The sequence below is a fragment of the Staphylococcus pseudintermedius genome (genome assembly GCF_001792775.2).
Classification (GTDB): Bacteria; Bacillota; Bacilli; order Staphylococcales; family Staphylococcaceae; genus Staphylococcus; species Staphylococcus pseudintermedius.
Genome location: NZ_MLGE02000001.1, coordinates 247074 through 267883, shown reverse-complemented (window position 1 = coordinate 267883; position 20810 = coordinate 247074). Strand labels below are relative to the sequence as shown.

The window sequence follows — 20810 nt, the reverse complement described above, 5'->3', positions numbered from 1 at the left end:
AAGATATAACGCCGTTCCTTGTTAAAGTCAATACTCTATCGATTGTCGATAAATTATTTTATGTTGAGATATCGCTCATTTTCCTTTCTCATCGTAGTGTTTATGTTATTTTCTCCATTCATTTTTGTAAGTACACTGAGTATATGATTGTTCATCTGCACGTTTGAATTTATATACGCCTCTTTATCTTTGGTCTACTTCGGATTATGATTCTCAATGACAAAAGTTCAACACGCATCTTAATAAGGTCACCCTTGCTATCAAACAAAATATGATATTTTTAATCCATTCCGCTACAGTGCTAAGTATTTTCCATTATTATGATTAATTGATACTTTAAACTAAGGCTCCATTTTGATATCAACAACTTTGAGGTGCAGTTCACATCAAAACGACTCACTTTTGAGGAAACGTTTAACAGACGCGGTAGTGTGGAAAACATAAAAGGTATATTTTGTAAAACTCTAAAATAATCATCTCAATCCAAAGAAAGTTATGATTATAATGACAAAAAGGAGAGTGACACAATGTCAACGACAACAGAAAAATTATTAGCTTTTCTTTCATATTTTAGCGTATTTTTTGCACCGGTGTTATTTCCATTGATCGTATGGTTGGTTGCACCACAGCCTGTGTCAACACATGGAAAGAAAGCATTGATTTATCACATTTTGCCGACTGTATTTTCCATCATCGCTTTCGCTTGTTTCATGGTGCTCTTTAATACAAGCGGTGCGGTGCTGACAACTTTACTCGTGATTGTCATCATTATTACAATTGTCGGTTCTCTCTATTACTTAGTGTATAACTTGTATGCTGGCATTAAAGTATTAGTTGTTGACCAACTTTAATTGATGTCTCTATACACATTCTATTGGCGACAATAATTGAGACTTTTACTTGCTTTTAGGCTCGGACATTGATTTGTTCGGGCTTTTGATTTCCACTTTAACCTCTTCATCTCGCTTCCACTCCAAATTAGTGACAAATGTCATATGAATCTCGTGACAAACTTCACTACTACGCGCGCAACTACAAACATACAATAAACATAACCTATCCAAGGATGTGATTTATATGATTCGAATAGCGCATTTAACCCAAACCTATCACCAAAAACCTGTTGTGAATGACGTCTCTTTTCCAATTCGTACCGGCCAATGTACCGCACTTATTGGTCCAAATGGCTCTGGAAAAACCACGCTTATTGATATGATTATCGGTGACCGTCATCCTGTACAAGGCACGATTGAAGATCCTGACCATCTTTTAACCTCTGAACGGTTAGGCGTGCTGTTTCAACAAAGTCACTTTCCAGAACGTATGAAAGTCATTGAACTGTATCACTTGTTTGCACATTGTTATCCGTCGCCCTTACCTTTTGAAGAATGGGTGGCCCTTACACGGTTTACAAAAAAACAGCTCCACCAATTTGCGACTCAACTTTCAGGTGGGCAACAACGCATTCTTGACTTTGCGTTAACACTGGTCGGTCAACCGCAATGTCTTATTTTAGACGAACCGACAAGTGCAATGGATGTCGAAATGCGCCAACATTTCTGGTCCATTATTCGTCAGTTGAAAGCAAATGGACGTACGATTTTATATACGTCTCATTACATAGAAGAAGTGGAGCAAATGGCAGATCGCGTCATTGTACTCAATCAAGGATGTTTAGTGATGGATGATACACCTCAAAATATTAAACGTAAACAAGGCCATTCCATCATCACATTACCGATACCACCATCTGAAGCACTGATATTACAGTTGTCTCGCATCAAACCCATGCCAATAAATGATGGTCAACTTCAAATTGAAACAGCGGATGTGCAGCAAACATTAATCGAGTTACTCGCACTCCATATTCCTTTGCAACATATTGAAATTCATCACCATTCACTACTCGAGATTATATTCAAACAGGACCAAGGCGGTGTATCACAATGATCAAACATTATTTTTTGACAGAACTCCGACTACTCACGCGACACAAAACACGCTTTGTACTTGCCGTTCTATTGCCAGTCACATTCTATTTATTATTTACATCCATTCTTGACCTACCTCAACCTATCATGGCAAAGTTTAATCAAGAATATATGTACAATATGACGACATTTAGTTTAATGAGTTTTTGCTTGTTTTCTTTCCCTTTTGACATTATTGACGAACGCACACGCGGATGGTACAAGCGACTCATGCGCACACCACTTACACCCGCACACTACATCGGTATAAAAATTGGTAAAACAATGTGTCAATTTGCACTGTCGATTGTTATTATTTTTACAATAGCTGCACAGTTTAAAGGCGTACAAATGGCGTGGACGCAATGGGTGAGTTCAGGAGTTTTAATTTGGTTCGGGGCGAGTCTCATGTTGAGTATGGGGGCATTACTTGCACAGATGAATGATGTCCAAAAGGCGAGTGGGGTCGGCAACATTTTGTATTTAGCTCTAGCCGTTCTCGGTGGTCTGTGGTTTCCAGTGTCACAATTTCCGACCTTAATGCAACATGTCGCACTAGTCACACCGACCTATCACCTTAAACAGTTGTCTTACACGGTTAGTTTGCATCAATCTTTTCCACTGACATCTTTAATCGTATTATTGGTATATTGTATAATTTTCTTAACACTTGCACTCTATATTCGACAAAGAAGTGAAACGATATGATTAAAAAGTTAGATTTACATTATTTGAATTTATCCAGTTTACTTTATTTACTCTTTCCGATACTTAACTTATGGAATCCATACATTTTTGGGCGTCACGATGTTTTAGTCGTTGTGACTTGCCTCTTTGTCATTGTCTATACGACCCTTGTAGTGTGTCATCCATTACTGTCTTACGGTCTGATGTATACGTTACTCGTCCTTCAATATGCAGGTGTTATTTATTTCGTATACGCGCTTAACCCGATGAATGCACTGTTTTTGTTTTATAGTGCTTTTGCGATTCCTTACGTTTTTAAAGCAAATGTATGGTCCAAAGAATATGTGACGTTCATTACTACGATGGTGCTTTGTATCATTGTGTCGCTTATTTATTATCCAGATTATTATTATACCATCGCCTTATTAATCTTTTTCACTGTGATTAATTTAATGATGTTTGCAAACTTTAAAAAAATTGAGCAAGCACATTATCAACACGAAATCGAGGCTAAAAATAAGCAGTTGAACTTTTTAATTGCTGAACAAGAACGTAACCGCATCGGGCAAGATTTACATGATACACTCGGACACGTTTTTGCGGCATTAAGCTTAAAATCCGAGCTAGCACTGAAGTTGATTGATACGAAGCCAGACCGTGCAAAAACTGAAATACAAAGCCTAAACGACATTTCAAAGGAAACACTCAATCAAATACGTGCCATTATTAATGATTTAAAAATCCCGTCTTTTGCGGAAGAAGTGGCATCTGTAGAGACGTTGTTAAAAGATGCCAATTTGGAATTTCATTTTGAAGGCGTACAATTCGCATATGCATTGAATCCAGCAAAACAAGGATTACTCGCGATGGTACTCCGCGAAGCGATGAACAACATTATTAAACATGCCGACGCGACAACAGTCCATGTGGCTTTATCCGAAACGACTGACGGATTGCAGCTCGACATCCAAGATAATGGTTGCGGCATTCGAGACAAGTCCCCTATTCATCTCCAAAGCATACAAGCCCGTGTCGAAGTATTAAAAGGGCAATTACATATAGAAAATAATGAAGGACTACACATACAAATTCTAATACCGAGGAGTGTGGCACTATGATTCGCGTCGTGTTAGCGGAAGATCAAACGATGTTACGTCAAGCGATGGTCCAACTGATGCAACTTCATGACACTATTCATGTTGTGGCTGATGTGGGCAATGGACAAGCTGCTCTAGAAACCGTCCAAACAACACCTGTTGATGTGATTATATTAGATGTCGAAATGCCTGGATTAACCGGCCTTGAAGTATTACAACACATTCGTGCACAAGCCATCGACGTGAAGGTTATTATTGTCACTACATTTAAACGTCCAGGCTACTTCGAAACAGCGGTGGCACACGATGTCGATGCATATGTATTAAAGGAACGTTCCGTCGATGAGCTCGTTCAGACGATACATCATGTTATAGCAGGTCAAAAAGAATACAGTGACGCGTTAATGACCTCGCTTGTGACAGAGCGCAATCCTCTCACTGATAAAGAACAATTGGTATTGAAAGAAATTGGCAAAGGGCTGACGAGTAAAGAAATTGCGCAAACCCTATATTTATCAGATGGCACTATACGCAATTATACATCGACCATCATCGACAAACTCCAGGCAGACAACCGCTTCGATGCATGGAAAAAAGCGCATGATAAAGGATGGATATAGCACGAGACTATACTTTGGCACATACCTACTATACATTCACCTATCCTAAAAAACGACCACGCACATCTTCCTATACGTGCGGTGGTCGTTTCATGTTCATTCAGTTGTCATCATTTTCAAATGCATTTCACAGTGATTTACCCCACAAAAATTGAATCAGTTCACGCGCAACTTTTTCATTATCATGCAATTCACTATGTTGCGCACTTGGACCGACATATTCAGATTCACGATACGTTTTCGCACTGCCCCCAAGTAGATATTTCAATGAACGAGAAGACGTATTCGATACACTGCCGTCAGAGTGCGTACCGTCTTTTAAGTCTCCGTATATGTTGAGGACATCAATATTCTTCCCTTTATACACATCTTTTAATACACGTAAATCTTGATAAGGTGGGTTCATACGACTAGGTTTGCCCTCCGCATCAAGCGTAATTTCATTCACTTCTTCATTCATATGCAGCACGCCGTTAAACGTCCCAGCGATATTCACTTGACGTTGCAACTGTGGCAATGCGGTATCTTTACCATACGTCGCCATATACTGCGCAAAAGTCATATTTGCCATTGAATGTCCGACAAAATTAAAGTTTTTAATGTGATATTTTGTTTGTAAAGCAACTAACACATTTTTAAACCATTCTGCATTCACATCTGGGTCTACTTCTTTATTCTCTTTCAATACGACTTGTACAATAGGATTAATCGCGTCACTATCCAAATGTCCTTTTAATTTCACTTCACCCGCTTCGTCGACGTGCGCGGTAATGACGTCTTGCGTGACACCTTGATTTTCCGCTTCCTTCACTAAAAACTTTTCAGAGTTCACCGTCCCGCCGTAACCATGCAAAAATAACGTCGGTGTTGCGCTATCAATGTACTTGGCATGTTTTGGATTATTGGCGATAGATGTATTGCGGTAGATAGCTATATACGTCACCCACACGACAATCAATAGTATCACTATACCAATACTCCATTTCCAAAACTTTTTCATGGATGTCACCTCTTTATACGCCCTCGATGCACTCTCATCGATGTTGACTAAATTTACCTGATTCTATTGCAAAATCCATGAAAAGTCAATTTTGTGCAATTTTCCTATATATTAGGACTAGTGTTTCACATGTGGCGTTTCATACGTTTGATCGAACAGTTTGTAATGTACAAATTTGGAAAGTTCATTCGAATGCGTAATCACTAAGATCGTATCATTACCGCCTATCGTCCCGATCACTTCTTTTAAATTCATTTGATCGATATAAAAATTCACCGTTTGTGCAAAACCGGGTGTCGTTTTAATAATTAAGTACGTATCTTTAATACTGAGGGAAATTATCTCCTCTTGATACAAATCAATGAGTCTTGCTTTCGCTTCTTTTGGTGCATTGTCGTTATATTGTCTGTAACATCGTTGTTGGTTTTCTGATGGCATTTTATAAATCTTCAACTCATTTAAATCTCGACTAATCGTAGCAAGACTGTATCGGATGCCAAAATGCTGTTCAATATAATCTACAATTTCTGCTTTCGTATGAATATCGTGTTCCTTTACAACCATCGATACTAAGTCTAATCTCTTACTCTTCTTCATACTTTTAAACTCCTTAATCTGATGATAAGTCAGTCAGACAACCATACACATCATTATCATAACAAAATATGATATTCTCAGATGTGAACTTTTTGGCACCTCTCAAAACGCCCTTTTCATATTCATCAGACGCACCTCCCCATCAAATGGATATCCATACATCATATTGAATGAAGCACCATCTTTCATTGCGCGCCTCACGACATATTCAATGATTATTCATTCTTATGGACCATTCAAGTACTCAGCATGTATAATCTATCAATTTTATGCATTGAATACATGATTTATATGAAGTATTAGACATTATTATTGAGAAAAAATTCACAACACATATAAAGAAAGCGCTTTATACTTTGGGTGTATTAAAACAAAGGAGGCGCAACAATGGAAAAGAATCCTATTCAAGTCAATAGTGAAATCGGGACATTAAAAACGGTTTTACTGAAGCGACCTGGCAAAGAATTAGAAAATCTTGTGCCCGATCATCTAAGCGGATTACTGTTTGATGATATTCCTTATTTAAAAGTGGCCCAAGAAGAACACGACAAATTTGCACAAGTATTAAGAGATGAAGGTGTCGAAGTCGTCTATCTCGAACAATTAGCCGCTGAGGCAATTGCTGACAAGGCTGTACGCGAACAATTTATTGATGATATTTTAGCAGAATCTCAAAAAACGGTGCTCGGTCACGAAAAAGAGATTAAAGCACTTTTTAAAAATTTAAGCGACCAAGAACTCGTCGATAAAATTATGGCCGGCGTGCGTAAAGAGGAAATTCAGCTCGAAATGAATCACTTAGTGGAATATATGGACGACAGATATCCATTTTATTTAGACCCTATGCCGAATCTGTATTTCACAAGAGATCCTCAAGCTTCTATCGGCCGAGGCATGACGATTAACCGCATGTATTGGCGCGCACGTCGCAGAGAATCAATTTTCATGACGTACATTCTCGCACATCACCCTCGCTTTAAAGACGCGGATGTTCCGGTTTGGTTAGACCGAAATTGTCCATTCAACATTGAAGGCGGCGATGAGTTAATTCTTTCAAAAGAAGTGTTGGCCATTGGTATTTCAGAACGGACGTCAGCACAAGCGATTGAACGGTTAGCCCGTCAAATTTTATTCGATGACCAATCAACATTTACGAAAGTGTTGGCGATTGAAATTCCAAACAGTCGTAGTTTCATGCATTTAGATACGGTATTTACGATGATTGATTACGACAAATTCACGATGCATGCCGCTATTTTTAAAGAAGAAAATCAAATGAACATCTTTACGATTGAAAAAGATGAGACAAAGCAAGATATTCGAATTTCACATTCAAGTCAATTAAAGCAAACACTTGAAGATGCGTTACATGTCGACAATATCCAATTCATCCCGACAGGTAACGGCGATGCGATTGACGGTGCACGCGAGCAATGGAATGATGGTTCAAATACATTGACGATTCGTCCTGGTGTTGTTGTGACGTATGACCGCAATTACGTTTCCAACCAACTATTAAGAGAACATGGTGTCAAAGTAATCGAAATTACTGGTAGTGAATTAGTGCGCGGTCGTGGTGGCCCAAGATGTATGAGTCAACCTTTATACAGAGAAGACATTTAAATATTTTATCATCTTATTATAGAAAGGATTTTCAAAATGACAGACATTCAAAAACCATTAAATTTAAAAGGCAGACATTTATTAAAAGAAGACGACTTTACGAAAAAAGAATTCTCAGACTTAATAGACTTTGCGATGACATTAAAATCCTACAAACAACAAGGAATCCCTCACCGCTATTTAGAAGGTAAAAATATTGCTTTATTATTCGAAAAAACATCGACACGGACACGCGCCGCTTTTACCGTTGCTTCTATTGATTTAGGGGCACACCCTGAATTTTTAGGTAAAAACGACATTCAATTAGGTAAAAAAGAATCTGTAGAAGATACTGCTAAAGTGTTAGGCCGTATGTTTGATGGCATTGAGTTCCGTGGCTTTTCACAAGCGACTGTAGAAGCATTAGCAAAATATTCTGGTGTCCCTGTATGGAACGGACTCACTGACGCTTGGCATCCGACTCAAATGTTAGCCGACTATATGACCATTAAAGAAAACTTTGGACATTTAGAGGGTATTCAACTCACATATATTGGCGATGGCCGCAACAATGTCGCTAATTCACTTCTTGTGGCAGGTCCGATGTTAGGCGTCGACGTGACGATTTGTACACCAAAATCTTTATTCCCTGCGCAAGACTATATTGATATCGCTGAACGTCGCGCTAAACAAGATGGCGGTTCAATTAAAATTACTGACAATATTGATGAAGGTGTTAAAGGCGCAGATGTCATTTATACAGACGTTTGGGTGTCTATGGGTGAAGAAAGTGAATTTGAATCACGTATTCAATTATTAAAAGATTATCAAGTGAATCGCGCATTATTCGATAAAACAGGTAAAGACGATACGATTTTCTTACATTGTTTACCTGCATTCCACGATACGGAAACGGTCTATGGTCAAAAAATTAAAGAAGAACACGGGCTGACTGAAATGGAAGTGACTGATGAAATCTTTAGAAGTCCTCATTCCAAAGTCTTTGATCAAGCAGAAAACCGCATGCATACAATCAAAGCTGTAATGGCCGCAACATTAGGATAGTTCAATAGATTTGATATAATTCAAAAGTCCAGACATACTTATTACAATGAAATAATATTAAAATCATTTAAAATAATATTAAAACTGGACTTTTGATTCTATCTAAAGGAGACATGACATATGGGCGGAACAGAAGAAAATAAATTAAATAAAACCTCCTTAATTGGTTTAGTCATTGGCTCAATGATTGGTGGCGGTGCATTCAACATCATTTCAGATATGGGCAGTCACGCTGGCGGATTAGCGATTATTTTAGGTTGGCTCATTACTGCAGTCGGTATGATTTCACTTGCCTTTGTCTTTCAAAACTTAACGAATGAGCGACAAGATTTAGACGGTGGGATTTACAGCTATGCCCAAGCAGGTTTTGGTGACTTTATCGGCTTTTCGAGTGCTTGGGGCTACTGGTTTGCGGCGTTTTTAGGTAATGTGGCCTATGCGACTTTACTCATGTCTGCAGTCGGCAACTTTTTCCCAACCTTTGAAGGCGGCAACACCCTTCCTTCTATTATTATCGCGTCCTTATTATTGTGGGGTGTGCATTACCTCATTTTAAAAGGCGTCGAAACTGCTGCACTCATCAACAGTATCGTAACGATTGCTAAGTTAATCCCTATTTTACTTGTCATTGTATGTATGATTGTTGCCTTTAATTTTGATACGTTTAAAACAGGACTGTTAGGAATGACAAGTCACCCATCACAAGGATTTAGTTGGGGAGATACACTCTCTCAAGTTAAAAGTACTATGCTCGTAACGGTTTGGGTCTTTACTGGTATTGAAGGTGCCGTTGTCTTTTCTGGACGCGCTAAAAATAAAAAGGATGTCGGTTCAGCAACCGTCATCGGATTAGTTTCTGTATTAGTCATCTATTTCTTAATGACCGTCTTAGCACAAGGTGTCATCCAACAAAATCACATTTCAGCACTTTCCAATCCTTCTATGGCCGCTGTGTTAGAACATATCGTCGGACATTGGGGAGCTGTACTCGTGAATATCGGGCTGATTATTTCGGTTTTAGGTGCATGGTTAGGTTGGACACTGTTAGCCGGTGAATTACCGTTCATCGTCGCAAAAGATGGGCTATTCCCGAAATGGTTTGCAAAAGAAAATCAAAATAAAGCACCGAGTCATTCATTATTAATTACGAATATATTAGTTCAAATCTTTCTAATCAGTATGCTGTTCACACAAAGTGCGTATCAATTTGCGTTTTCACTTGCATCTAGCGCCATTTTAATTCCATATACATTGAGCGCGTTTTACCAAGTGAAGTATACCGTTCAAACGAAACAGCGTGCGACAACAAAGCAATGGCTGATTGGTATCATCGCATCGATTTATACAATTTGGCTCGTTTATGCAGCTGGATTAGACTATTTACTATTAACCATGTTGCTTTATGTACCTGGACTGGTCGTTTATACGATCGTACAAAGAAACAATCAAAAACCTTTAAAACAAATCGATTATATCTTTTTCATGCTTATTTTATTATTAGCGATTATCGGCATCGTCAGACTACTCACTGGTGCCATCGATGTATTTTAATGAGGAGTGATTTTTATGCATAAAAAAGTTGTGATAGCTTTAGGTGGCAATGCAATTCAAACGACAGATGGATCTTCAGAAGCTCAAAAGAAGGCGATACGTGCGACGATGCAAACACTGAAGCCATTATTTAAGACCGACTACGATATCGTTATCTCTCATGGTAATGGACCGCAAATTGGTAACCTTCTTATTCAACAACAAAAAGCGGATAGTCCTGAAACCCCTGCGATGCCACTCGATACATGTGGCGCGATGACACAAGGGATGATTGGCTTTTGGATAGAAACCGAGGTGAATCGTGTATTAGCAGAGGTGAATCGCGACCGTAGAGCAGCAACCGTGATTACACGTGTGGAAGTGGATATCAATGATCCGAGAATGGCGCATCCAACAAAACCGATTGGCCCATTTTATACTGAAGCAGAAATAGAAAAAGTTAAAAACGAAAACCCTCATTCCATCTATAAAGAAGATGCTGGAAGAGGTTATCGTAAAGTGGTCCCTTCCCCGCTCCCTGTATCCATCTTAGAACATCAACTGATCAGTACGTTAGTTGAAAACAACAACATCATTATCGCTTGTGGCGGCGGTGGAATTCCCGTAGTCAAAAAAGATGATACGTATGAAGGTGTGGAAGCCGTCATCGATAAAGACTTCGCAAGTGAACGTTTAGCACAGCTTATTGATGCGGATGTACTGATGATTTTAACGAATGTTGAAAACGTCTACCTCAACTTCAATCAACCTGATCAAAAACAACTGACTCAAATTGATGTCGCCAGTTTGAAACAATATGCACGTGACGGTAATTTTGCAGAAGGTTCAATGCGCCCTAAAATTGAAGCGGCTATAAATTTTGTGGAAAATGGAGAAGGGCGTCGTGCAGTGATTACAAACTTAGACAAAGCCTACGAAGCCTTTAAAGGAAAAGCCGGCACACAAATTTATCAGTAGTCATAAGGTGGTGCTTATATGGGGGAAAAGTCATACAATTACACAATAATCGATACCTCCCTAATTCAAAATGACATTCACACATTTTTAGAACGATTCGCTGCCTTTATTAATATTCCTTCGATTGTCTTACAACCTTACAAAAATGAATTTATCGTAAGACAGTATAACAAAGGCCAAGTGATATATTATTCATCAGATGAACTGACACATATTTATTTTTTAATCGATGGTTATATCGTACGAGACCATTACAATATTCATGGTGATCTCTATCGTGTGATTAACAAAGATCAACAATTATATCCGCTTCACAATCTATTTCAAGATAAAGTCACACATGAGATTTGTTCTGCGCTCACCGACTGTATTGTAATGACCATCCCTATCGATTTGATAGAATATTTATGCAAAAACCATCACAAAGTGTTCATTCAGCTGTTTAAATATTTATGTGAAAGTGAACAACAACTGACTGAATACAATATGGCACTCACTGCTAAACATGCCAAATCTCGTGTGATTAAAGTGCTCATTTATTTATGTCATACCATTGGCGACGATCATGACGAGTTTTACGAAATCAAGCCTTTTTTAACGATTCAAATGGTGAGTGACCTTGCAAGTGTTTCACGCGAAACAACCGGACATATTATCAATGCGTTGAAAGCAGAAAACTTGCTCATCAAAAACAAGAAAAATTGGTTGTTTAGTAAAGTACTGGTTGATCAACATGAAGATGATTGAAACTAAGATTGAGACTCGCACTAAAAATGACTTAACAATATTATGTATCCTTGTTCTCATGATATGCATACTATATTTTTATGATGGCCATCATGGTTTCGCTTTCCAAGGGACTTGCCTCAACTTAATTCGGCTTGATTAAAGGGTTCGCTAGGTGGGTGCCGAATTAAATTTTCGGCTGCGTCTGATCCCCCTAGGAGTCTCAGCCATATGGTCAATCTTTCATCAAATAGGTAGGATAAGAATAAGTTTCTGAGTGGAGAAAAGCAAAATTTTTACTACATCATCCATATTTACTTTCAATCATTTGTTTAATCTAAAATGAAGACGAGGCTGGGATAGCATGATTTCCCGGTCTCTTTCTGTGTTGAAATATATATGACTGTCTCACTACTCACCTTGAATTGTCGGTACAACGATCGTTCGCACCCCCGCGCCTATTTTGTTGTGATATGACTTTTGATAAAATGAAAGTGACATTGATAAATGGAGTGATTCAACTATGGCACATCATATCGATCAATTAAAACATATCATCGACCACTCAGAACGCATCGTATTTTTCACGGGTGCAGGTGTATCAGTCGCAAGTGGTGTCCCGGATTTCCGTTCAATGGGTGGTTTGTTTGATGAAATTTCAAAAGAAGGCTACTCACCGGAATATTTGTTGAGCACCAATTATTTAGAAGATGACCCAATTGGTTTTATGCGCTTTTGTCACAAACGTTTACTCTTGGAGGATAGATTGCCGAATCCTGCTCACAAATGGATTGCCGAATTAGAGCAACGTCAACACTCATTAGGTGTCATCACGCAAAATATTGATGGCCTTCATAGTGATGCAGGAAGCCAACATGTCGATGAATTACATGGCACACTCAACCGCTTTTACTGTCCGAATTGTCAGCAACAGTACACGAAAAATGAAGTCATGACACATCAACTGATACAATGCCAACAATGTGGACATGTGATTAGACCGGATATCGTCCTTTATGGCGAAACGCTGGATCAAACGACAATGTCCAACGCACTTCAGAAAATCACACATGCTGATACATTGATTGTGTTGGGCTCATCGCTCGTCGTTCAACCTGCAGCTGGACTCATTTCACATTTTCAAGGTGGACATCTTGTCATTATTAACAAAGACACTACCCCTTATGATCAACAAGCTAATCTGGTTATTCATAATGATATGGTCTCTATTGTTGAGGAGCTCATAAGAAACGGATGACCTTATGGTACTTATTGTGGGGGAATATGGCGCATTGATTATGATTTGAAAACACAACACTTTTATAGGTGTTATTTTCAGTGATGGCGATCTTTCATTAAACCTATGTGCCATAACCATTGTGATTTCTAAAATATACAGTATCAATGACTATTTAACACGCTATCGATATTTTCTCATCAATACATCTGGAATATGACAATAATCATTAGGATATTTATCAAGGTGATCTTGATGGACGTCCGCACTTGGAATATAGTTTGTCAGAGGTGCCACTTCTACCATAATGTATTCGGCATCAGCTCGGTTTTGAATATATTGTCGGGCTTCAATTAAATGGTGAGACTGCTCGCTATAGATACCTGTACGGTATTTCGGCCCAAAGTCTTCACCTTGTTGATTGAGGCTATACGGATCTATGATTTCAAATAAGTCGTCTATTAGGCGAGTCACATCAATTTTTGACGGATCAAATATTGTTTTGACACATTCAACGTAGCCATCATACGGCCCATCTAATGTCGCACTGTCTCCATTAGCACGACCCGCTTCTGTCATAACGACACCCGGTATGGTTTTGACAAATGCTTGTACGCCCCATAAACATCCGCCTGCAAGATAAATGGTTTCCATCAGTTTCACTTCCTCTCTAAAGATTCATTAAAAAATGAGCATCAAATCTGAATGAGAAAGATTAACGCTCAATTAAATCATCACACACTACATAAGATGCACAGTTTAGGCGCCTCATCGATTAAATACTCATATCAAAATCAGGCGCATTGTCAATCGTCATCCTCTCCACAATACGCCTGAATGAAGCCATTATTTAATGCTCCCACATACATGAAGCGCGATTGAGTATACGCTTTTTCAACCTTTATTTTTCATCATTCAAATAAGTTGTAAACATTTCCTGATATAACTGAATAAAAGTTAAATAAACGTCTTTTTGGACATATTCATCAACTTGATGGGCTTGTGATGTTTCACCAGGTCCAAAGGTTATAAATGGAAAATGAATATCTTTATCTTTTAATAAAAGCGATGCGTCCGTAACCCCCGTTGAAGCAATCTTTTTAACTTTTTCGCCAAAGTATTTTTCGCTGATATCTTGCGCAAGGTTAACCAGACGATTTTCTCCTGTAGTGACAACAGGTGAGCGGTCCCCATATGCTTGGAGTGTGAGACGATGATGATCATCGCTTACACGTTCTTGAATCGATTGAAATAACGCCATAAAACTTTGACTATTGTATTCTGTCACTGTCCGTACATTGAATAAGGCTGTTGCTTTGTCTGGAATAGAGTTCACCTGATCCCCGCCTTGGATAACCGTAGAGGCCATTGTTGGCGGGCCTATGATATGATTACGTTCATGGACGTGTTGAAACGCCTCATTCAAATGATAAATAAAGTTTACAACAGGTGTAATGGCATTGATCCCTAACTCTGGCATAGAGCTGTGCGCAGATTTACCTCTGGATGTTAATTCGAAATGCATAGACCCTTTATGTGCGTAAAACATACCATTTTGTGAAGGTTCTGCAATCAATAAAGCATCCAAATCATCAGTATAACCTTGTTCTCTTAATTGCGCTGCCCCTTCACTGGCAATTTCTTCACCAGCCGTTGCTAATAGACGAATCGTCCCTTTCTTCAATAATCCCGCTTCTTTAATTTCAATCATACTTATTACGAGTGCTGCGAGACCTGCTTTCATATCCGCTGTGCCACGACCATGTAATCGGCCATCTTCATCCTCCGTTAGCTGAAATGGTTCATATTGCCATGTTGTTATATCTCCTACATTCACTACATCCATATGACCTGAAACACCAAGAACGGGGTGCCCTGAGCCAATTTCTGCTACTAAGTTCGCACGTGTCTCACTATTTTCTAGTTTTAAAATTTGAGCATTAATTTGATATTTATCAAACAAATTTTTTAAATACTGAGCCACTTCAACCTCATAATCGTTAACTGACTGGATTTCGATGATGTCACGTAAAATTTGAATTTTTTCATCTGAACTTAAAACTGACATATCCGTCACATCCTTTCAAAAATGCGTTAAGTAGATTCGTCTAAAATATTGTTCACTGTCCTCCCAATCTTAACGCTTATGATACAAACTTATTGTCTCAAAAAGGGGGGTGAATTACAATTTGGGGCGCTTATCTAACTAAATGTATTCATGTCACTTTCTTAATTCACCTTTGAAATTAAAAAAACTCTTCTATACAAGATGAGCCACAAAAGAGTTGGCTATATTAATAATTTTACCTTCCTAACAACGTTTTAGCATTTTTAAACATGAATTTTTCTTTTTGTTCATCCGCGATAAAGTTTACTGGCAAAATTTCACGCTCTCAAACAATTATTCTTAGTTCATAGTCAGCAATATCATCGTTTACATTACAACTTCATCAGTTAATTTGCTTTCCAATAAAAAAACCCCACATCACTCTTAACGCAAAAAACACGAAATTTTGCGTTAAGAATATGCGGGGTTTTTATCAGTTCTTTTGAGAAATGCTGTCATATCAACGTTTTTAAGTATTTAGCTCCTTTTTTGAATACTTACCTTACACACGAGCCCTTGTGTTAACTTATCTAAGAATTTGGAGTAAATTACGATTCTTCATAAACGATAATGTCGCCGGGTTGGCAATCTAAATATTTACAGATGGACTCTAAAGTACTGAAGCGCACGGCCTTTGCTTTTCCAGTCTTTAAAATAGATAAGTCCGCAATGGTCGCCCTTGTCTTTCGCTAACAGTCCTACTACCAAGCCTGTAACGGACTTTCACCATCAAGATGTTATCCATTCCAGGTGCACCATAAACAACCCAGGAAATGTATTCGACATTCATTTCCCGGGTTATCCCATTGACTTGAAATTAATTATTGGTGTTTTCAACCTATACGCGTATAGAAATTAGCCATTGCACTTCTAAAGCCACTTTGCTAATTTAATTGCTACAAATTGTAGTGGTAATCGAATGACATGTTGAATGACACTGCTAGATTCATCTTTATATGACATTCTCTTTCTTGCTGCATAGATATTCGCTGGGAAGACTAACCACAAAAAGCCTTGGACAATTTTTCTCACTGCCCTTCTATTTTTTCCTAGTAATACATACACAGCAATCATTAATTCTAATATTCCTGAATATTTAACAATAGCTCGCTTAAATGGTAAATAAGAAGGTACGATTTTTAAAAACATCGCTTCCTTTTTAAAATGTGAGACACCACTTAGATAAAATATCATACTAAACAGTGCACTTACGACTAGTCTTTTCATATAATCGCCTCTATTCTTCTGCTACTTTGACAATTTGTTTTCCAAAGTTCTCGCCTGTAAATAATTTTCTGAATGCAGTAGGGACTTGATCAAATCCTTCATCTATCGTAAATTCAGCTTTGATTTTCCCTTCTGTAATCCATTGGCTGAGCTGTTCTTGCGCTTCTTTAAAGTAATCTGAGAATTGTGCAACAACAAATCCTTGCATCAATGCTTGGTTTTTGACTAACGTTCCTTGAATACGTGGTCCTAGTTCTTCTACATCCGCATTATACGAGGAAATAGCGCCACATACGGGAACTCTCGCAAATTGATTCAAATGTTTGAATACTTCGTCTGACACTGCGCCACCTACATTTTCAAAGTATACATCCACACCGTCTGGGACTGCTGCTTCAAGCTGAGTTGTGAAATCACTACTTTTATAGTCGATTGCCGCATCGAAACCGAGCTCGTTTGTTAAATATGCTGTTTTCTTTTCACCGCCAGCGATACCTACTACTCTGGCTCCCTTGATTTTAGCGATTTGCCCCACAACAGAACCTACTGCACCTGATGCTGCCGAAACAACCACCGTCTCATTCGCTTTAGGTTTCCCGATTTGAAGTAGTCCTGTGTAGGCAGTCATTCCTGGCATGCCCAGTACGCTTAAATATAAATAGAGTGGCACATCTCTTACATCTAGTCGTGTCACTGATTCTCCAGATACTGTATTAATTCTTCTCCACGGTAAAATACCTGTAACATAATCTCCCACTGAAAATTGTTCATGGTTTGATTGTTGTACTTTCCCTACGATATGTCCTTTTAATGGCTCATCTAGTGCATAAGGTTGAATGTAGCTTTTCGTGTCATTCATTCGACCTCTCATATAAGGATCCACTGAAATATAAATAGATTCGATTTGAATTTCCCCCGCTTCAGGTGCTTTCACATCAACGTTTTCAAAACGAAACACATCATCTTGTGGGACTCCTTTGGGGCGGGTTGCAAGTACAATTTGTTCATTATTCATAGACTATTCCTCCAAATATTTTTGAATCGCTTCAGTTAATGGAAGTTCACCGTTAATGATCTGGAATTCGCGACCTTGCAATGATTTATCACTTAATACAGATACAAGCACTTCTGCCACGTCTTCTCTCGTAACCGTAGGATGTTGCACCCCTTTAAATTGCTCACTAATTTGAAACTTTTGCGTCTCTGGCTCATTTGTTAGTGCGCCAGGGTGAACAATAGTATATTTTAAATTCGTTTGTCTTAAATAGACATCTGCATAATGTTTTGCAATTGTATAAGGTTTTAAATCTCCTGATGCATCAAATGCTTCTCTACGCGAGTCGTAAGTAGAAACCATGATGAAGTGCTGATTGCCAACCTGTTCACTCGCTTTAATGGCCTTAATAGCACCATCTAAATCAACAATCATTGTCATATCCGCGCCTGTACTTCCTCCAGATCCAACAGAGAAGAGAATTTGATCAAACTGTTTAAATTGGGTTGCTAATTCGTCGATAGATTGTTTCTCTACATCAATGTATACTGCGTCGATACCTTTAGATTTCAATGTTTCCACTTGCGACATATTTCTCACACCCGCTGTAAAGTCCATTTGACGTACTTTCAACTTACGTACTAAGTGTTGTCCTACGCCACCATTCGCTCCAATAATTAATGATTTCATAAATGTTCTCTCCTTTAACATTGATTATTTTGTTAATAATTTCAACACATTTTCTGCAACTGCATGCCCAGATTGCGGATTTTGTCCTGTTACAATGCGACCGTCTATCACTGCATATGACTGCCAATCAGCTTCTTTTTTGAATTGTGCACCAACATGCACCAACTCATCTTCTAATAAATATGGCATGTATGGCGTTGTGCCATTCGCTTGTTCTTCACTGTTTGTAAACCCTGTTACCGCCTTTCCTTTAACAATATTTTCTCCATTTTCTTTAATATCTATTAGACCGACAGCACCATGGCATACCGAAGCAAGAACACCATTGTTGTTGTAAATACTCAAAGCAATTTCATTCAATTGTGGATTGTCTCTTAAATCCCAGACCACCCCATGACCACCTGCAAAGTAAATAGCACTATATTCATCAGGGTTCACTTCTTCAGGAGAAAGCGAATGACCAAACTGATTCATATAATTTAAATCGGTATAATATGCCCAATCTTCAGCTGTCATCATTTCAGATTTGAGACTTGCCGGATCTAATGGTACATAGCCGCCTTTAGGACTAACCAAATCTACTTCATAACCAGCGTCATAAAAATCTTTCGCAAAATGTGTTACCTCCGAAAACCACGCACCTGTAGCTCTCTCTGTATCAGGATATTTCGAAATATTTGTAACTACAATTAATGCCTTTTTCATTGAAATGCCTCCTTATTCGTGTTTATATAAAGTAGAATAACAGTTAAACCTTAGTTTAATTGAAAGGATATGCTTACATGGATCAATATTATATAGAATACGTTTCAACTCATTGCGATATACCGAAAAGTAAACTGCGCTATTATGAAAAGAAAAATATATTAAAAAATATTAAAAGAGACGCCAACAATAAGCGCCTCTATACAAACGATGATATTGAAATGATTAAATTCATCAAATGCTTGAGTCATCTCAATATGCCTTTAAAAGAAATTGAAAAATATACCTCCATGCTGTATCAAAATAAAATAGATGTCAAAACCATTTTAGTGGCACATTTAGAGTTTTTAAATCACCAACGCAACCTTATCAGCACGCACATTGACTTAATCGAGCAAGAATTGAAAAAAGAGACTCATTCAAAATAGCATCTATATCTCTAAAAACCTTAAAAGACATAAAAATTCACATTAACATTAGTGCTTCTAGTTAAAAAGCACAGGGAGGTCATCATATGCACTTAGGCGTCATACTAAACAGGGTTTGTAGAATCAATCATAACCCTCTTCTTGATTATGTCATTACACATCAAGACGAAATAAAGCAACTATATTTGATATTACCTATAGAAGATTTGAGTGATGCGGCTACAGTAAAACGCGAGGATTATCATCATGTCGTAAAAGGGTTTGTAAGTACCCTCATTAAACACAATATACACCCTTATATTGTTGATTATAAAAATTTGGATACATTAGCGAATGCGTTATCACTCTCTCACGTATTGATGGCCAAAGACATTATGAGTTATCACAGAGCAAGTTATGACTATCCTCATATGAAAAAACGGTTTGAAAAGCATCACATTTCGGTCATTGGTCAACGTGTCAATCACTACTTTCAGCCATCAAAGACTTTTAACCAGCAACACCAACCTTATCAAATATTTACATACTTTTATAAAGCCAATCGCCAACATCTAGCTCATACACCTCAAAAAAGCACGCAACTGAAGCAATTAGCACAATATGCTGCCAAAGGAATGAACCAAAGTGATTTAAAATTTGACAAACACACAGATGAAGAAGCCTATGCACGTCAATCCTGGAATCATTTTTTGAATCATGAGATTACCCTTTATTCTCAATTAGCAGATGATATCACTCGAAATAATATCAGTGGTTTAAGCAGGTATTTAGCTTATGGTTTACTCGATATTCGAGAAGTCATCAATCATTTACTTGAAGGATATGACAGTGATGAAAATAGTTATGAGTCTTTCATCAGAGAACTCATGTTTCGTGAATTTTATTATGTATTAATGACACAGTACCCAGATGCCGCGACACAATCTTTTTCTGTCAAGTATCGGAATATGGAATGGTCTGAGCGTCAGTCTCATTTTGAAGCTTGGAAAAATGGAGAAACCGGTTATCCTATTATCGATGCAGCAATGAAAAAACTCCTTCGTACAGGGTATATGCATAATCGCTTACGTATGATAGTGTCTCAATTTTTAACAAAACATCTATTTATGAACTGGACTTGGGGAGAAGCACATTTTAGACGCTATTTGATAGACTACGATAATGCTTCGAATGTACATGGTTGGCAATGGTCTGCATCTACCGGAACAGATGCCGTCCCTTATTTCAGAATGTTCAATCCTATACGTCAAAGTGAACGTTTTGATGCAATGGGTGATTTTATTAAAGAACAGTTACAAATATTGAAAGACGTAAAGCCTAAGTATATTCACAATCCCTCTCAATATGTAACAGCAATACAACAAAATCATCAAATAAAAATTGGGGAAGATTATCCAAAAGCCATCGTAAACCATAAAGAGAGTAGAGATTATGTGATGCAACAATTCAAGCAATATACAAACTATAAGAACGGGAATCATCATGAAAATGACATTAACATTGATTTTTGACATGGCAATGATCATCGCAAGTATCTTGTTTTGTTTTAA

At 38.0% G+C, this 20810-nt stretch carries 21 protein-coding genes and 1 pseudogene; 13 read left to right on the top strand and 9 right to left on the bottom strand.

The annotated features are described in order from the left end of the window. Positions 1-527 precede the first annotated feature (527 nt). The 5 genes from BJK46_RS01320 (at position 528) to BJK46_RS01300 (ending at position 4374) form a co-directional block, all read left to right on the top strand. On the top strand, positions 528-851 hold the full coding sequence (locus BJK46_RS01320) for a magnetosome magnetite crystal formation protein family (protein WP_014612722.1): 324 nt from the start codon (positions 528-530) through the stop codon (positions 849-851). A 226-nt stretch (positions 852-1077) separates the two neighbouring features. Further along, complete coding sequence (locus BJK46_RS01315; protein WP_103263683.1) at positions 1078-1950, top strand: ABC transporter ATP-binding protein; 873 nt, start codon at positions 1078-1080, stop codon at positions 1948-1950. Further along, entirely contained in the window at positions 1947-2678 is a 732-nt protein-coding gene (locus tag BJK46_RS01310) for an ABC transporter permease (RefSeq protein WP_015729794.1), read from the top strand. Before BJK46_RS01315 ends, BJK46_RS01310 begins: the two co-directional genes overlap by 4 nt. Beyond that, complete coding sequence (locus BJK46_RS01305; RefSeq protein ID WP_037542059.1) at positions 2675-3775, top strand: sensor histidine kinase; 1101 nt, start codon at positions 2675-2677, stop codon at positions 3773-3775. The genes BJK46_RS01310 and BJK46_RS01305 overlap by 4 nt, the downstream gene beginning before the upstream one ends. Further along, positions 3772-4374: a response regulator transcription factor gene (locus tag BJK46_RS01300; protein ID WP_015729796.1), complete on the top strand. Its 603-nt coding sequence runs from the start codon at positions 3772-3774 to the stop codon at positions 4372-4374. Before BJK46_RS01305 ends, BJK46_RS01300 begins: the two co-directional genes overlap by 4 nt. 127 nt (positions 4375-4501) lie before the next feature. Here the strand turns inward: BJK46_RS01300 and BJK46_RS01295 are convergent, their stop codons facing one another. After that, positions 4502-5374, bottom strand: coding sequence for an alpha/beta hydrolase (locus BJK46_RS01295; protein ID WP_015729797.1), 873 nt, complete (start codon positions 5372-5374; stop codon positions 4502-4504). Between the two features lie 117 nt (positions 5375-5491). Beyond that, positions 5492-5971, bottom strand: a complete 480-nt coding sequence (locus tag BJK46_RS01290) for an arginine repressor (RefSeq protein WP_014612720.1) — start codon at positions 5969-5971, stop codon at positions 5492-5494. A gap of 387 nt (positions 5972-6358) precedes the next feature. Here BJK46_RS01290 and arcA point away from each other — a divergent pair, with 387 nt between their 5' ends. The 6 genes from arcA (at position 6359) to BJK46_RS01260 (ending at position 13130) form a co-directional block, all read left to right on the top strand. After that, a complete protein-coding gene (gene arcA / locus BJK46_RS01285) occupies positions 6359-7594 on the top strand; it encodes an arginine deiminase (RefSeq protein WP_014612719.1) in 1236 nt (411 codons plus the stop codon). 36 nt (positions 7595-7630) lie between these two features. After that, complete coding sequence (gene argF, locus BJK46_RS01280) at positions 7631-8638, top strand: ornithine carbamoyltransferase (protein ID WP_014612718.1); 1008 nt, start codon at positions 7631-7633, stop codon at positions 8636-8638. 120 nt (positions 8639-8758) lie between these two features. Continuing rightward, the gene (gene arcD / locus BJK46_RS01275) at positions 8759-10189 is read left to right on the top strand and encodes an arginine-ornithine antiporter (protein WP_014612717.1); all 1431 of its coding nucleotides are present in this window, start codon (positions 8759-8761) and stop codon (positions 10187-10189) included. A 15-nt stretch (positions 10190-10204) separates the two neighbouring features. Continuing rightward, positions 10205-11146, top strand: coding sequence for a carbamate kinase (gene arcC, locus BJK46_RS01270; RefSeq protein WP_100006773.1), 942 nt, complete (start codon positions 10205-10207; stop codon positions 11144-11146). Positions 11147-11164: 18 nt separating this feature from the next. After that, entirely contained in the window at positions 11165-11893 is a 729-nt protein-coding gene (locus BJK46_RS01265) for a Crp/Fnr family transcriptional regulator (RefSeq protein WP_096533306.1), read from the top strand. Positions 11894-12395: 502 nt separating this feature from the next. Then, entirely contained in the window at positions 12396-13130 is a 735-nt protein-coding gene (locus tag BJK46_RS01260; protein ID WP_103263682.1) for an NAD-dependent protein deacylase, read from the top strand. A 162-nt stretch (positions 13131-13292) separates the two neighbouring features. Here BJK46_RS01260 and BJK46_RS01255 read toward each other — a convergent pair whose 3' ends face one another. The 7 genes and pseudogenes from BJK46_RS01255 to BJK46_RS01225 form a co-directional block, all read right to left on the bottom strand. Further along, positions 13293-13763, bottom strand: a complete 471-nt coding sequence (locus tag BJK46_RS01255; RefSeq protein WP_014612713.1) for a peptide-methionine (S)-S-oxide reductase — start codon at positions 13761-13763, stop codon at positions 13293-13295. A 247-nt stretch (positions 13764-14010) separates the two neighbouring features. Beyond that, entirely contained in the window at positions 14011-15177 is a 1167-nt protein-coding gene (locus tag BJK46_RS01250) for an ArgE/DapE family deacylase (protein ID WP_014612712.1), read from the bottom strand. 587 nt (positions 15178-15764) lie between these two features. Further along, positions 15765-15902 (bottom strand): annotated as a pseudogene (locus BJK46_RS12355) (helix-turn-helix domain-containing protein); the annotation flags it as partial. A 184-nt stretch (positions 15903-16086) separates the two neighbouring features. After that, a complete protein-coding gene (locus tag BJK46_RS01240) occupies positions 16087-16443 on the bottom strand; it encodes a DoxX family protein (protein WP_014612709.1) in 357 nt (118 codons plus the stop codon). Positions 16444-16453: 10 nt separating this feature from the next. Continuing rightward, a complete protein-coding gene (locus BJK46_RS01235) occupies positions 16454-17458 on the bottom strand; it encodes an NADP-dependent oxidoreductase (RefSeq protein ID WP_103263681.1) in 1005 nt (334 codons plus the stop codon). Between the two features lie 3 nt (positions 17459-17461). Beyond that, positions 17462-18127, bottom strand: coding sequence for an SDR family oxidoreductase (locus tag BJK46_RS01230; protein WP_014612707.1), 666 nt, complete (start codon positions 18125-18127; stop codon positions 17462-17464). Between the two features lie 24 nt (positions 18128-18151). Beyond that, positions 18152-18832, bottom strand: a complete 681-nt coding sequence (locus BJK46_RS01225) for a type 1 glutamine amidotransferase domain-containing protein (protein ID WP_096548362.1) — start codon at positions 18830-18832, stop codon at positions 18152-18154. Between the two features lie 77 nt (positions 18833-18909). Here BJK46_RS01225 and BJK46_RS01220 point away from each other — a divergent pair, with 77 nt between their 5' ends. Together BJK46_RS01220 and BJK46_RS01215 are read left to right on the top strand one after the other, a co-directional pair. Then, a complete protein-coding gene (locus BJK46_RS01220) occupies positions 18910-19260 on the top strand; it encodes a helix-turn-helix domain-containing protein (RefSeq protein ID WP_015729806.1) in 351 nt (116 codons plus the stop codon). An 86-nt stretch (positions 19261-19346) separates the two neighbouring features. Then, the gene (locus BJK46_RS01215; RefSeq protein WP_101485344.1) at positions 19347-20771 is read left to right on the top strand and encodes a cryptochrome/photolyase family protein; all 1425 of its coding nucleotides are present in this window, start codon (positions 19347-19349) and stop codon (positions 20769-20771) included. Positions 20772-20810 lie beyond the last annotated feature (39 nt).